General features: G+C 70.3%; 13 protein-coding genes and 1 pseudogene. 2 read left to right on the top strand and 12 right to left on the bottom strand.

Annotated features, from left to right (window positions below; translation table 11 throughout):
- From OO67_RS26400 to OO67_RS26390, 3 genes are all read right to left on the bottom strand, one after another.
- A complete protein-coding gene (locus OO67_RS26400) occupies positions 1 to 3,792 on the bottom strand; it encodes an AAA family ATPase (RefSeq protein ID WP_033304038.1) in 3,792 nt (1,263 codons plus the stop codon).
- Positions 3,793 to 4,101: 309 nt separating this feature from the next.
- Positions 4,102 to 4,314: a hypothetical protein gene (locus OO67_RS26395; RefSeq protein WP_033304037.1), complete on the bottom strand. Its 213-nt coding sequence runs from the start codon at positions 4,312 to 4,314 to the stop codon at positions 4,102 to 4,104.
- 438 nt (positions 4,315 to 4,752) lie between these two features.
- Positions 4,753 to 5,034, bottom strand: coding sequence for an acylphosphatase (locus tag OO67_RS26390; RefSeq protein ID WP_033304036.1), 282 nt, complete (start codon positions 5,032 to 5,034; stop codon positions 4,753 to 4,755).
- 155 nt (positions 5,035 to 5,189) lie between these two features.
- Between OO67_RS26390 and OO67_RS26385 the strand changes: the two genes are divergently transcribed.
- Positions 5,190 to 6,155 (top strand): CAP domain-containing protein, encoded by a 966-nt coding sequence (locus OO67_RS26385; RefSeq protein WP_033304034.1) that lies wholly within the window; start codon positions 5,190 to 5,192, stop codon positions 6,153 to 6,155.
- Between the two features lie 7 nt (positions 6,156 to 6,162).
- Here OO67_RS26385 and OO67_RS40155 read toward each other — a convergent pair.
- Positions 6,163 to 6,267, bottom strand: a pseudogene (locus OO67_RS40155) (oxidoreductase); the annotation flags it as partial.
- A 155-nt stretch (positions 6,268 to 6,422) separates the two neighbouring features.
- Between OO67_RS40155 and OO67_RS26380 the strand changes: the two are divergent.
- Complete coding sequence (locus tag OO67_RS26380; RefSeq protein WP_033304032.1) at positions 6,423 to 6,824, top strand: winged helix-turn-helix transcriptional regulator; 402 nt, start codon at positions 6,423 to 6,425, stop codon at positions 6,822 to 6,824.
- A 9-nt stretch (positions 6,825 to 6,833) separates the two neighbouring features.
- On the opposite strand, the gene mutM is transcribed toward OO67_RS26380, so the two are convergent.
- The 8 genes from mutM to recG all read right to left on the bottom strand — a co-directional run bounded on the left by mutM (position 6,834) and on the right by recG (position 14,220).
- Complete coding sequence (gene mutM, locus OO67_RS26375; RefSeq protein WP_033304031.1) at positions 6,834 to 7,691, bottom strand: bifunctional DNA-formamidopyrimidine glycosylase/DNA-(apurinic or apyrimidinic site) lyase; 858 nt, start codon at positions 7,689 to 7,691, stop codon at positions 6,834 to 6,836.
- Positions 7,692 to 7,771: 80 nt separating this feature from the next.
- The gene (rnc, locus tag OO67_RS26370; RefSeq protein WP_033304029.1) at positions 7,772 to 8,596 is read right to left on the bottom strand and encodes a ribonuclease III; all 825 of its coding nucleotides are present in this window, start codon (positions 8,594 to 8,596) and stop codon (positions 7,772 to 7,774) included.
- Between the two features lie 19 nt (positions 8,597 to 8,615).
- A complete protein-coding gene (gene rpmF, locus OO67_RS26365) occupies positions 8,616 to 8,789 on the bottom strand; it encodes a 50S ribosomal protein L32 (protein ID WP_003965982.1) in 174 nt (57 codons plus the stop codon).
- Positions 8,790 to 8,791: 2 nt separating this feature from the next.
- Entirely contained in the window at positions 8,792 to 9,457 is a 666-nt protein-coding gene (locus OO67_RS26360; RefSeq protein WP_033304028.1) for a YceD family protein, read from the bottom strand.
- A 137-nt stretch (positions 9,458 to 9,594) separates the two neighbouring features.
- Complete coding sequence (locus OO67_RS26355; RefSeq protein WP_033304026.1) at positions 9,595 to 10,707, bottom strand: cell division initiation protein; 1,113 nt, start codon at positions 10,705 to 10,707, stop codon at positions 9,595 to 9,597.
- Positions 10,708 to 10,804: 97 nt separating this feature from the next.
- The gene (gene coaD / locus OO67_RS26350; protein ID WP_208861090.1) at positions 10,805 to 11,284 is read right to left on the bottom strand and encodes a pantetheine-phosphate adenylyltransferase; all 480 of its coding nucleotides are present in this window, start codon (positions 11,282 to 11,284) and stop codon (positions 10,805 to 10,807) included.
- 26 nt (positions 11,285 to 11,310) lie between these two features.
- Positions 11,311 to 11,895, bottom strand: a complete 585-nt coding sequence (rsmD, locus tag OO67_RS26345; protein ID WP_033304023.1) for a 16S rRNA (guanine(966)-N(2))-methyltransferase RsmD — start codon at positions 11,893 to 11,895, stop codon at positions 11,311 to 11,313.
- Positions 11,896 to 11,982: 87 nt separating this feature from the next.
- Complete coding sequence (gene recG, locus OO67_RS26340; protein ID WP_033304021.1) at positions 11,983 to 14,220, bottom strand: ATP-dependent DNA helicase RecG; 2,238 nt, start codon at positions 14,218 to 14,220, stop codon at positions 11,983 to 11,985.
- Between the last annotated feature and the right edge of the window lie 39 nt (positions 14,221 to 14,259).

Raw genomic sequence — 14,259 nt, 5'->3', positions numbered from 1 at the left:
TCAGCGGAGCCGCTGGCTGATCACCTTGGAGACGCCGTCGCCCTGCATGGAGACGCCGTACAGCGCGTCGGCGACCTCCATCGTCCGCTTCTGGTGCGTGATGACGATGAGCTGGGAGCTCTCCTGGAGCTCCTCCATGATCCGGATGAGGCGCTGCAGGTTGGTGTCGTCGAGCGCCGCCTCGACCTCGTCCATGACGTAGAACGGACTCGGCCGGGCCTTGAAGATGGAGACCAGCAGGGCCACGGCCGTCAGTGACCGCTCGCCGCCGGACAGCAGCGAGAGCCGCTTGACCTTCTTTCCCGGCGGCCTCGCCTCCACGTCGAGACCGGTCGTCAGCATGTTGTCCGGGTCGGTGAGGACGAGGCGGCCCTCGCCGCCCGGGAAGAGCCGGGAGAAGACGCCCTCGAACTCCCGCGCGGTGTCCCGGAACGCCTCCGTGAACACCTGCTCGACCCGCTCGTCGACCTCCTTGATCACCTGCATCAGATCGGCCCGGGTCTTCTTCAGGTCTTCGAGCTGCTCGGAGAGGAACTGGTGCCGTTCCTCCAGTGCCGAGAACTCCTCGAGGGCGAGCGGATTCACCTTCCCGAGTTGCTGATACGCCCGTTCGGCCGCCTTCAGCCGCTTCTCCTGCTCGGCCCTGACGAACGGCACCGGCTGGTTGCGCGGATCCTCCGGATCCGCCGGAAGCTCCTCACCCTCCGCTGCGGGGGATGGCGGCACCATCTGCTGCGGACCGTATTCGGCGGCCAGGCCCGCCGCCTCGACACCGAACTCCTCCAGCGCCTTGGCCTCCACCTGCTCTATGCGCAGCCGCTTCTCGGCCCCGAGCACCTCGCCCCGGTGCACCGAGTCGGTGAGCCGGTCGAGCTCGCTCTTGAGGTCACGGCCGCGGCCGCGTTCGGCCGCCAGGTCCCGCTCTCGCTCGCCCTTGGCCGCCTCTGCCCTGGTCCGTTCCTCGTCCGCCCGTACGACCGAGACCTCGACATGGGCGAGCAACTGTCTGGCGCCCGAGGCCACGGCGGTGGCCACGGCGGCCTCGTGGCGCAGCCGGGCGCGGCGCCGCTCGGCGCGGGCGCGGGCCTCGCGCTCGGCCCGGGCCCCGCGGTCGAGGGCATCGGCCCGCCCGGCGAGGGCCTTGACCCGTTCCTCGTGGGTACGGGCCTGGAGCCGGGCTTCCATCTCGGTCTGGCGTGCGTTGGCGCCGTCGGCCGCGAGCCGGTCCCGGACGGAGGTGTCCGGCTCCTCCTCCATCGGGGTCTCCTCGGCGACCAGCAGCCGCTCCGCCAGCTCCTCGGCCTCCTCCACGGCACGCTCCAGCGCCTCCTGGGCGCGGGCGGCGGCGGAGGTCATCCGCTCCGCTTCCCCTGCGGCACCACGGGCCTGTCCCGCCAGCCGCCCGAGTTGCTGCGCCACTCCGGACTTCTCCCGGTCGGCGGCCCGGCGCCGCTCTCCCAGCTCCTCCACCCTGGCCGCGCTGCCGGCGCGCCGGGCAGCCGTGGCACGCTGGGCCGAGGCGAGTTCCTCGCAGCGCACGGCCAGCTCGGCCAGTTCGGCGGCGGCCTCGTCGACGGATGCCTGGACCTCCAGCAGACTGGGCGCCCCGGCGGATCCGCCGTGGGCGAAATGAGCACCCAGTACATCGCCCTCGGCGGTGACGGCGGTCAACCCGGGGTGGGCGGCGACCACCTCCTCGGCGTCCTCCAGCGTTCCGACGACGACCATGTCCCGCACCAGCCGCCGTACGGCCGTCATCAGGCCGGCGGGCCCCTGCAGCAGACCGGCGACGGCGGGCGCGGCGCATTCGCCGGTCGCGACGGCCCGGCCTGCCGCCGGTTCCGCCACCCCCTGCTCCGCTCCTGAAGGAGCGGGACCCTGCCCCGTGCCGGAGACCGCGGGGCCGTGCTCGACGCCCGCAGAGCCGTGCCCGGTACCGGGGGCCGAAGAACCGTGGCCGGCACCGGCGGCCGAGGCGCCGTGCTCCGCGCCGGACACCTGTCCGGGCACGTGGCCGGCGGCGACGGGCGCAACCAGCTGTTCCGTGCCCTGCGCGGGTACCTGCCCGGGCCCCGCCCCGCCGGGTACCAGGGCCGCGCGCCCCGCGTCCTGCTTGCGCAGCAGGCGGATCGCCTCAGCCGCCGTGGCCGGGTCCGTCACCGCGACGGCGTCTGCGGCCACGCCCAGGGCGGCGGCCACGGCGACCTCGTACCCCGGCGCCACCGTCAGCAGCTCCGCGACCGGTCCGAGCAGTCCTGAGAGCCGGTCCCCCGCTCCGAGCAGCACCCCGGTGCCGTCCTTGCGCCGCAGCCCCAGCGACAGTGCTTCGTGCCGGGCGGAGACCGCCGCACGGCTGCGTTCCGCCGCGGTGAGCGCCTCGCGCGCAGCGCCCAGGGCGGCCTCCGCTCCGGCGAGCTCCCGTCTGGCGGCCTCGTGCCGCTCCGCCAGCTCCGCGTCACCCGCGTCCAGGCCGTCGACCTCGGCCTTCAGCTGCTCGTACTCCTCCTGGGCCGCGACTGCCCGCTCCCGTGCCTCGTCCCGCGACGCGGCCAGCCGGTCGATCTCGGCCTGCGCCGAAGCAGCCCGGCTGCGGGCGGCGTTGACCTGCCCGTTGAGCCGGGCGAGCCCTTCGCGCCGGTCGGCGATGGCTCTGGCCGAGTCCCGGAGCCGGCGCTCCTCGGAGGCCAACTCCCTCTCGAGTTCGGCACGGTGGGCGGTGGTGTCCTCCAGGGCGTGCTCCGCCGCTTCGAGTGCCGCCTCCAGCTCCGCCTCCTGCTCGCGGACCCGGGCGGCCTCACGCTCCATGTCCTCGGGGTCACGCCCACGCCGCTCCTCCTCCGGAGCTGCGCCGGCGCTCTTCACTCGGGCGTCGGCGAGCGAGATCGTGCCCCGCACGCGTTCGGCCAGCTGCGAGAGTTCGTACCAGGTCTGCTGAGCTCGCTGCAGCCTCGGCGCCAGCCGGCGTACCTCGTCCTCCAGATCCGCCTCGCGCGCGAGCGCCGCCTTGAGCTCGGCCTCCGCCGCTTCCCTGCGCCGTTTGAGGGCGGCCTCGTCGGCGATCTCGCCCCGGAGCGCCTCCCGCAGCCGCACCAGGTCGTCGGCGAGGAGCCGCAGCCGGGCGTCGCGCAGGTCGGCCTGGATGACAGCGGCCCGGCGGGCGACGGCGGCCTGCCGGCCCAGCGGCTTGAGCTGACGTCGCAGTTCGTCGGTGAGGTCCTGGACGCGGGCGAGGTTGGCGCCCATCGCCTCCAGCTTCCGCAGCGCCTTCTCCTTGCGCTTACGGTGCTTGAGCACACCCGCGGCCTCTTCGATGAAGGCGCGGCGCCCCGTCGGGTCGGCGTGCAGGACCGAGTCCAGCCGGCCCTGTCCGACGATGACGTGCATCTCGCGGCCGATACCGGAGTCCGAGAGGAGTTCCTGGATGTCGAGCAGCCGGCAGGTGTCCCCGTTGATCTGGTATTCGCTGCCGCCGTTGCGGAACATGATCCGGGTGATCGTCACCTCGGCGTACTCGATGGGCAGAGCGCCGTCGGAATTGTCGATGGTCAGTGACACTTCCGCGCGGCCCAGAGGCGGCCTTCCCGTGGTGCCGGCGAAGATCACGTCTTCCATCTTGCCGCCGCGCAGGGATTTGGCCCCCTGCTCACCCATGACCCAGGAGAGCGCGTCCACCACGTTCGATTTACCCGATCCATTGGGACCGACGACACAGGTGATCCCCGGTTCGAAGCGCAGGGTCGTGGCGGAGGCGAACGATTTGAAACCGCGGAGGGTCAGGGCCTTGAGGTGCACGCCGCCGGACTCTACCTTTCACTCTCGGTTTCGCTGATGAAGGTGCAGGGCACATCAGACGTTAAGCGAAGAGCGAGGGGCCTAATACGGCCCAGGGGGAAAGAAAGAAGGGACGCCGGAGCGTCCCTTGTGAATCCTGCACGGTGCCGCTGTGCAGTCATGCGAGCGCGGTCTTGCGTAACGGATCGCGAACCGACCGGATCACATGCGATCCCCGGTGTTCGAGGACGACGATCCGTGACGAAGACTTCGATGGTTGATCCCGAGCGGCTGGCGTACGGCCCGACCGGCCCCGGCAGGGCCTTGGGGTCAGGTCAGCGCGGGCTCCGCCTGGGGTACGTCGATGTCGATGCTGTCGAGCAACGACTCCTGGTGCTGAGCGGCGGCGTTGAGCGCGTCGTTCTCGTCCTGGATCCGTACGAGCTCGGATTCCAGGTCCTGGACGCGCTTCTGAAGCCGTCGCATCTCGGCGAGGAGTCGCGGATCGGAACCGCCGACGTAACCGAGAAGCGCCTTTGCCATGATGAAAGGTCCTCCACACTGAGTGACCGACCGATGCGGTGTGGGTCGTGAGGGAATCGCACCCGCGGTGCTCGACAGTGCTCTGTATTCACTGCTGTTCTGCTGTCTCCAGCTCTGCCGAACAGCTAAGGTGCGCGGGGTTTTCAGCGTCTCACCAAAAAGTTTGACGGTCAACACGATCACACGCCACGGGGCCGGGTGTCCCGGGGGTGCGCAGCCGGACGATCACGCGGCGCGACTCTCCTACGGGATCCCGAGGGGCCTGGAGATCTTCGTCAATGCCGCAGCCTGGCATGGCGTGCGCTTCTTGGCAACCATGTCCTGGCGCCGGCTTCTTTCGCAGGTCATTTCGGGTGCGTGGCCCTCGCGGCCCTTACCGTTCACCGATCGCCGCCCCTCGCGCACTCTTCGGATCCGGCCCCCTTTCCGCGCCCGCGATCAGCGGATCGCGAATCCCTCGTAGCCCCCGCGAGGCGTGTCCCAGATCTCAGTGACGCCGTCCACGTTGCCGGGTGTGTCGTCGGAGCCGAGCCAGTCGAGCAGGCGGTGGCAATTCTCACGCGGCCCTTCAGCCACGACCTGCACCCGGCCGTCGTCGAGATTGAGGGCGAAGCCCGTGAGGTTTCCGATCTCCAGAGCATTTGCCCTGGTGAACCAGCGGAACCCTACTTGCTGTACTCGGCCGCGTACCCATACGACGAGTCGTGCATCTTCGTTCATGCCCGAACGCTAACCGGCCAATTGCTCGACGAGCATCTCGCCCCAATCCGCCATGGCGTAAGGTCCCCTCGCAATAGCCTCACCCGAACGGGTGAGTTTGATCTTTTATGCGGTGACGTCGCGACGGCGTCCGGAGCACGAGGAAGGCACAGCGCATGGGACGGCATCGACGCGCAGGCGCGGCCCCCGCCGCTGAGCAGCACGCGGCGGGCGCGGAGGACGGACACCGGAGCGCACACCGGAGGAAGCGAGCCGGCATACCCGTGCGCGCCGGGCTTCTCGGCGTGTCCGCGGCCGTGGCCGTCGGAGCGGTCGCTGTCGCTTCCGGTCTGCTGCCCGGCGGCGACAGCTTCAGCGTCAGCGGGGGCGGAGCCGCCGACCAGGTGCACGCGGGTGGGGCTCCCGACCTGCTGACCCAGGGCGGGTCGTCCGCCGAGCCGACCGGCCGCACGTCGGCGTCCGCGTCGGCCCAGGCCGACCGGGGTGCCGGCCGCACCGCCGCCCCCTCGAAGTCCCCCTCGGCCACCCCGAGCGGGAAGCCGAGCGAGAAGCCGTCCGCCACCGCCTCTAAGCAGGCGGCGAAGACGCCGGAACGGACGAAGGCTCCCGCCGCACGGCCGGAGAAGAGCACGGCGTCCAGCCCTGCGGCCAGGACTCCGGCCGCTCCGAAGCCCTCGTCCGCAGCTCCGAGCAGCAAGCCCCCCGCCCCGAGCAGCAAGCCCGCGGCCCCGGCGTCCCCGTCCCCCACCTCCGCCCAGGCAGCCGTGCTCACCCTGGTCAACCAGGAGCGCGCGAAGGTCGGCTGCAGTCCGGTCACCACCAACGCCTCGCTGACCGCGCTCGCCCAGGACTTCAGTGAGGACATGGCGGCCCGCGACTTCTTCGGTCACACCGACCCCGACGGCGCGACCCCCTGGGACCGTGCCGCCGCCGCCGGCGTGCAGGGTCTCGGCGGCGAGAACATCGCCCGGGGCCAGGCGGACGCGCAGGCCGTGATGGACGCCTGGATGAACAGCGACGGCCACCGTGCAAACATTCTCAACTGCGATTACAAGACCCTCGGGGTGGGCGTGCACCTCGGCTCCGGCGGCCCCTGGTGGACGCAGGACTTCGGCTTCTGAGGCCGGCGCCGTCGGTGAAGCCGAGCAGTGCCGACTTGCTCGTGGCGTACAGGGTCACGTCCGGAACCGGCACGCGGGTCGCCCAGCAGCTTCCGACGCTGATCCGCCCGCCGTCCCAGGTGAGCGGTGCTCGAACCGGTGCGGGGTCCTGAAGGGGTGAGGGCCCCGGTCCGGTGTCCGCCGGACGCACAGCGCCGGTGCAGCGCTCACCGGAAGTGAGCGCTGCACCGGCGTAAGCTGCGGACATGAGTGAGAAGGGGACAGGTCATGGGTGAGACAGGAACGGCCCCGGTGCGCGAGAGCGGCTCACCCTTCGACGTCTTCTCACGGCAGTGCCCCTCCCGGGTAACCCTGGAACACGTCACCGGCCGCTGGGGCAGTCTGACCCTGGGCGCGCTGTACGAGAGCGGCGCCCGTTTCAACGAGCTGCGCCGCCGGGTGGACGGTGTCAGCGAGAAGATGCTGTCCCAGACCCTGCACGCGCTGGAGCGCGACGGGCTGGTGCACCGGGACGCCCGCCTCACCAATCCTCCGCGCGTCGACTACGCACTGACGCCGCTCGGCCGTGAGGTCGCGAGCCGGCTGATGGGCCTCATCCAGCTCGTCGAGGGCCGGATGCCCGAGGTCGTCGAGGCCCGGGACCGGTACGACGCGGCACACCGGACCTGATCCGGGACCTCAGGCGATCCGCGGCGGACGCTGGCAGCGGGGGCAGAAGTAGCTGGAGCGGTTCATCCAGGGCCGCCTGCGCATCGGCGTACCGCAGCGGCGGCAGGGTTCGTCCTCTCGTCCGTACGCGTCCAGCGACCGGTCGAAGTATCCGGACTCCCCGTTCACGTTGACGTACAGGCTGTCGAAGCTGGTGCCGCCCTGGTCGAGGGCTTCCCGCATCACGTCCCGGACATGGCCGAGCAGTTCCGCCGTCCTCGGGCGCGTCAGGGCCGCGGTGGGCCGCTCGTAGTGCAGCCGGCTGCGCCAGAGCGCCTCGTCGGCGTAGATGTTGCCGACACCGCTGATCAGGGACTGGTCGAGCAGGGCGCGCTTGACCGTCGTACGGCGCATGCGCAGTGCCAGGTGGAAGGCGGTGTCGTCGAAGGCCGGGTCGAGAGGGTCGCGTGCGATGTGCGCGATGACGTCGGGCAGTCCGTCGGGGGTGTTCTCGTGGAGCGACAGCCCCCCGAAGGTGCGCTGGTCGACGAAGCGCAGCTCGGTTCCGAGTGTGTCGTCGAAGCGGATCCTGATCCGCAGGTGCTTCTCGTCGGGGGCCTCCTGGGGCTGCACCAGCAGCTGACCGCTCATCCCGAGGTGTCCCAGGAGCGAGGACTCCACCTCGTCGAGGGGGACCCAGAGGTACTTGCCGCGGCGCATCGCCGTGCCGAAGCGCAGTCCTCGCAGCCTGGCCGCGAAGTCGGCGCCGCCCGCGAGATGCCGGCGGACCGCACGCGGATGGAGGACCTGGACCTCGTCGACGGTGCGCCCTGCGGTCCAGCGCTCCAGACCCCGCCGTACGACTTCGACCTCGGGCAGTTCGGGCACGGCGGGCACTCCTTCGGGGACGTGACGGGACAGCGGAAACCCCCCGGTGCCGCGGAGGCACCGAGGGGTTTCCGGATTGCTCAGGCCGGAGCCGCGTCCGAGTGCGGCGACGGGTCGGCAGGGATGTCGGCGACCCCTCCGTCGGCTGCGGCCTTGGCCGCGGCCTCCCGTGCTTCCGCGGCGGCGCTGATCTCGCGCCAGGCGGACTCCGCCGCCTGCTGCTCCGCTTCCTTCTTGCTACGGCCGGTGCCGGTGCCGTACGAGACACCACCGACGCGAGCAGCAGCAGTAAAGGTCTTCTCGTGGTCCGGGCCGGTCTCCGTGACGAGGTACTCGGGGACTCCGAGGCTCTCGCTCGCGGTGAGCTCCTGGAGACTGGTCTTCCAGTCCAGGCCGGCTCCGAGGTTGGAGGACCTGTCGATCAGCGGGTCGAAGAGCCGGTGCACCAGCTCCGAGGCCGCGCTGAGGCCCTGGTCGAGATAGACGGCGCCGATCACCGCTTCAAGGGTGTCGGCGAGGATGGAAGCCTTGTCCCGGCCACCCGTGCCCTCTTCACCACGGCCGAGCCGGATGAAGGAGCCGAGTTCGAGGCCGCGGCCCACTTCCGCAAGTGCACGCGAGTTGACCACCGCGGCCCGCAACTTGGCCAGCTGGCCTTCGGGCAGGTCGGGGTGGGTGCGGTACAGCGTGTCCGTGACCACCAGACCGAGCACCGAATCCCCGAGGAATTCGAGCCGCTCGTTGGTGGGCAGACCGCCGTTCTCGTATGCGTACGAGCGATGGGTCAGCGCACGCACCAGAAGGGCGGACTCGAGGTGATACCCGAGCCGCCCTTCCAGAAGCGTGTGGGACGAGGCTGTGTTGACGTTGTCTGCCTGCTTCTTGGCGCTGGACAACTCAGACATCGGGCCTCTCACCAGCCGCTCAGACCTCGAGGACCTGGCGCTTGTTGTAGGTGCCGCAGCTCGGGCACGCAATGTGCTGGAGCTTCGGCTCCTGGCAACGCTCGCACGAAACCAGGGTGGGGACCGCAGCCTTCCACTGCGACCGGCGGTGGCGCGTGTTGCTGCGCGACATCTTCCGCTTCGGAACAGCCACGGCTACTTCTCCTGCTTCTCGTCGACGCCCGGTTCGGCGCCGCCCATGTTGTCCTTCTCGCCGTCCTGAACGGTCTCGGCGAGTCCTTGCAGTGCCGCCCAACGTATGTCGGCGACGTCGTGGTGGTGGTCCGGATTCTCGTCCAGCCTGATTCCGCACTCGGAACACAGGCCGGCACAGGTCTCCTTGCACACCGGCTGCAGCGGCAGTGCGAGCACCACCGCGTCACGCAGCACAGGCTCGAGGTCGAACGAGTCGTCCTCGAGAAAGAACCTGTCCTCGTCGTCCTCGGCGTCGTCGACCGGGTCCGCGGTCCTGCTGCGGTTCCGGTCATCGGCGTCAGGGTACGAGAACATCTCCTGGAAGTCCGCTTCGACCTCGAGGGTCAGCGGCTCCAGACACCTTACGCACTCCCCCTCGGCCGTCGCACGGGCGGTGCCTGTGACGAGCACCCCTTCCATGACCGATTCAAGGCGGAGGTCCAGCGCCACGGGCGCGTTCTCCGGCACACCGATGACCCCGTCGATGCCGAGGTCCTTCGGTGCTTCCGCCGTGCGGGTCAGCCGCTTCTGGGTACCCGGACGCCGGCCCAGCTCGCGCGTATCGAACACGAGAGGGCTGCGGTGGTCGAGGTGGCCGTTCAGGGCTTTTCCTGCTTTCGAAATCATGTGCGTGGTGCGGCTTCGGGAGGGCCACCCCTGTCCTGACGGAAAGAGGGCAGCCGGGATCGCGGACATACACGCGACCGAAGAGCCAGGATACTGGACGTACCGCCCAGCTCCCAATCCGGTACGGACCGCTCCGGTCAGCGGCCCTGTTCGTACCGGCGCAGCTGTTCCAGGTCGATCATGCTCGTGTCGAACAGGCTGGTCTCGTCGAGCGCGCTCTCGCCCTGCTGCACAGGGGCCTGGGCCTGCTGCGGCCAGCCGTAGTCCTGCTGCTGATTCGGGTCGTACGCCTGCTGCTGGTAGGCGGCGTACGGGTCGGGCTGCTGATAGCCGTAACCGTCCTGGACCTGCTGCTGGTCCTGGTAGCCGTACGTCTGCGCGTACTGCGGCTCGGCCTCGCCCTGGACCGGGAAGCCCGTCTGCGCGGGGTCCTGGTAGCCGGCCACCGGTGCGTGGCCCGGCTGTGCGGGCTCGGCGTAGGGCTGCTGCCTGGAGCTCTGCCGCGGCTCGGGGGTGGAGAGCTCGGCCAGGCCCGCCCAGTGGTCCTCGTCACTGGTGTGCAGGTGACCGCCCGCGGCGTCCTGGGCGGCCATGTGCGCGCCGAGCTCGTCGGTGGCGACCCGGCCGTGCAGCTTCTGACGGCCCCGGCCGACCGCCTCCAGGGTCTTGGCCAGTACGGCCTCGAAGGCGCCGAGCTTGGTGTCCACGTAGTCGTCGGCGCGACGGCGGAGTGTCTCGGGGTCGGCGCTGCGTTCCGGCGCCTCGGCGAAGTCGGGGTCCTCGTAACCCCGCTCGTCGACGCCTTCGCCGCGGCCCAGCAGCTTCTCGCGGCCCCGGTCGACGGAACCGATGGTCTTGGTGAGGACGACCTCGAAGTTGGCGAGCTTGCTGTCGACGTACTCGTCGGCCTCGCCGCGGACCTCGTCGGCCTCCCTGCGCGCCTCGGACAGGATCCGGTCCGCCTCGGCCTGGGACTGCTGGGCGATCTCGGTGCCGGAGATGAGCGATCCGCGCTCCGCGCGGGCGGACTCGATGATCCGCTCGGCCTCCTGCCGGGCCTGTTCGACGAGCTGCTCACGCCCGCCGATGAGCTCCTCGGCATGGGCGAGCGAGCCGGGCAGTGCCTCGCGCACCTCCTCGAGCATCGCGAGCAGTTCGGCCCGGTTGACCACACAGGACGCCGACATGGGCATGGAGCGGGCGTTCCCGACCGTTTCGACGATCTCGTCGAGCTTCTTCTGCACGTCCACCGTGTGCTCGCCACTCTCTGCTGCTGTTGGAGACGGACGGGACGACTGTAAGGCCAGTCGCCTCCCGTCCGACACCTGGTGACGGGCGGTCAGCACATCACTTCTGGGCGAGACGTTCCACGAGGGCCTCGTGGACCGTCGGCGGCAGCAGGTGCGCCACGTCGCCACCCCAGGTGGCGACCTCCTTGACCAGGGAGGACGACAGGAAGCTGTAGGTCGGGTTCGTCGGCACGAAGAGTGTCTCGACCCCCGAGAGGCCGTTGTTCATCTGGGCCATCTGCAGCTCGTAGTCGAAGTCGCTGACGGCCCGCAGGCCCTTCACGATCGCCGGGATGTCGCGCTGCTTGCAGAAGTCGACCAGCAGGCCGTGGAAGGACTCGACCTCCACATTGCCGAAGTCCGCGGTGACCTCGCGGATCATCTGGATCCGCTCGTCGATGGTGAACAGGCCCTTTTTGGACTGGTTGATCATCACTGCGACGTGGACGACGTCGTACAGCTTCGACGCTCGTCCGATGATGTCGAGATGTCCGTTGGTGATGGGGTCGAACGACCCCGGACAGACGGCGCGGCGCAACGTGGTTCCCTCGCTCTCCGGTGCGGTCATCGTGCGTCTTCGCACGTAGAGGCGGCGCGACCGTACCAAAACGTGGCCTCGCCGTAGCGGCGGGACCGCTGCGGCTCGAATCCGTCGGGCCAGCTGAATTCCCCGCCTCTGGTGCTCCGTTCCACCGTGACGAGAGCGTCGCCCGTGAGCCACCCCTGAGCACGGAGTGTGAGCAGGATCTCCCGAAGATCGTCGTCGGTGACGGCGTAGGGCGGATCGAGGAAAACCACGTCGTACGGGCCGGAGGGCGCCGGTCCCGTCACGATCTGTTCTGCTTTGCCCGCACGGAACTCCGCGCCGGGCAGACCGAGCGTGCGGATGTTGTCGCGCACGGTGCGCGCGGCCCTGGCGTCGGCCTCCACGAGCAGCGCGTGGGCCGCTCCACGCGAGAGTGCCTCCAGACCCACGGCGCCGGAACCCGCGTACAGATCGGCGACACGGATGCCGTCGAGCGTGCCGAGGAGCGCTTCCCAGGTGGAGAACATGCCTTCGCGCGCACGGTCGGAGGTGGGGCGGGTGCCGGTGCCGGGCGGGACGGCCAGGCGGCGTCCGCCGGCCGAGCCGGCGATCACGCGGGTCATGGGTCTGTTCCTCGGGTCGCGGGCGGCGCACCGGACGGAACGTGCGCCGTGCTCCCCACGATATGGCGTCGCCGGGGATCCGCCTGGTCACCCCTTGTCGAGGTACTCCTCCCGGTCCTTGTCGAGCAGGGCGTCCAGTGCGAGGCGCAGTTCCGGCAGCAGCTCGAGCCCCGGGTCCTCCGCGACGACGCGGACGGCCTCCTCGCGGGCCGCCGCGATGACCTCCTCGTCGTCGATGACACTGAGCACCCGCAGGGAGGAGCGGACTCCGGACTGCGCCTGGCCGAGGACGTCGCCCTCGCGCCGCTGCTCGAGGTCGATACGGGAGAGCTCGAAGCCGTCGAGGGTGGCGGCGACCGCGGAGAGCCTGGCCCGGGCGGGGCTCGCCTCGTGGGCCTCGCTGACCAGCAGGCAGAGCCCGGGGGCACTGCCACGCCCCACGCGGCCTCTGAGCTGGTGCAGCTGCGAGACTCCGAAGCGGTCCGCGTCCATGATCACCATCGCGGTGGCGTTGGGGACGTTCACCCCGACCTCGATGACGGTGGTGGCGACCAGGACGTCGGCCTCACCGGCGGCGAACCGGCGCATCACGTCGTCCTTGTCGTCGGGCGGCATCCTGCCGTGGAGTACCTCGACACGCAGACCGGCGAGCGGGCCCTTGGCGAGCTGCTCGGCGATGTCCAGCACGGCCAGCGGCGGCCGCTTCTCGGCGTCGTCCTCGGGAGCCGGCTGCTTCTTCCCCGCCTTCCCCTTCTTCTCCGCGGCCTCCTCGGCGTCGTCACCGATGCGGGGGCAGACGACATAGGCCTGGTGGCCGTTCTCCACCTCCTCACGGACGCGTTCCCAGGCGCGGCTGAGGAAATGGGGTTTGTCCTTGGCGGGGACGACATGGCTGGCGATCGGGGAACGGCCCGCGGGGAGCTGGTCGAGTACGGAGGTCTCCAGGTCGCCGAAGACGGTCATGGCGACCGTACGGGGAATGGGTGTGGCCGTCATGACCAGCAGGTGGGGAGGCTGTTTCCCCTTGGAGCGCAGCGCGTCGCGCTGTTCCACGCCGAAGCGGTGCTGTTCGTCGACGACGACCAGACCGAGGTCGTGGAACTGCACCTTGTCCTCGATCAGCGCATGGGTGCCGATGACGATCCCGGCCTCGCCCGTGACCAGGTCGAGCAGGGCCTGCCGGCGGGCCGGCACACCCATGGAGCCGGTGAGCAGCATCACTTTGGTGCCCCGGTCGGAGCCGCCCAGCATCCCGCCTTCCGCGAGCTCGCCCATCATCTCGGTGACGGACCGGTGGTGCTGCTGGGCCAGCACCTCGGTGGGTGCGAGCATCGCCGCCTGGCCGCCCGCGTCGACGACCCGGAGCATGGCCCGCAGCGCGACCAGTGTCTTGCCGGATCCGACCTCCCCCTGGAGCAGCCTGTGCATGGGGTGTTCCGTCGCCAGCGCGCCGAAGATCTCCTCGGTGACCTTCTGCTGGCCCTCGGTGAGGGTGAAGGGGAGCGTGGCGTCGAAGGCGTCGAGCAGACCGTCGGCGACGGGTCTGCGGGCCACCGCCGGGAGTTGGGTGTCGGCGTAACGGCGGCGGGCGAGCGCGACCTGGAGGACGAAGGCCTCGTCCCAGCGCAGCCGGTCCCGCGCGGCCGCGATGTCCGCCTTGGTGTGCGGGCGGTGGATCCTGAGCAGCGCCTCGGGAAGGGGTACGAATCCACGCCCGTCGCGCAGCGCCGGGGGGAGCGGGTCCACCGCCTCCTGAGCACTGGGCAGGACGGTGTCCACGGCCTTGGCGATCCGCCAGGAGTCGAGCTGCTTGCAGGCGGGATAGATCGGCAGCAGCTGTCCGGCGAAGGCGTCGACGGCCTCGGTCACATCGGCCGGGTCGGCCGCGTCGTCGCCGTCCCGGGCGTCGAGGAGCTGGTACGTGGGGTGGGCGAGCTGCATCTTCCTGTTGAAGACGGAGACCTTGCCCGCGAACATCGCCCGCCTGCCGGGGAGGAGTTCCTTGTGGGGCTTGTGGACACCGTGTCCGAAGAAGACCAGCTGGAGCCTGCCGCTCCCGTCGGTGAGGGTGACCTCGAGCCGCTTCCCGCGGCCGTTGTTGAACATCATGATCCGCGCGTCCGCGACCTGTGCGACGACCGTCACGTGCTCGTCCAGCGGGAGCTCGGTGAGCGCCGTGAGACGGCCCCGCTCCTCGTAGCGCCGCGGGTAGTGGTGCAGCAGATCACCGACCGTGTGCAGGTCGAGGTGTTCGGCCATCACCTTCGCGGTGGCTCCGCCGAGCAGCTTCTTGAGGGGTTCATCGAAAGCGGACACGCGGTCCATTGCACACCACGCCACTGACAAATGTCTCCGGGCGCGGCG

It is taken from the genome of Streptomyces atroolivaceus, from assembly GCF_000717025.1.
Classification (GTDB): Bacteria; Actinomycetota; Actinomycetes; order Streptomycetales; family Streptomycetaceae; genus Streptomyces; species Streptomyces atroolivaceus.
The sequence above is the reverse complement of the archived record's forward strand: the minus strand, read 5'-3'. Positions and strand labels throughout refer to the sequence as shown.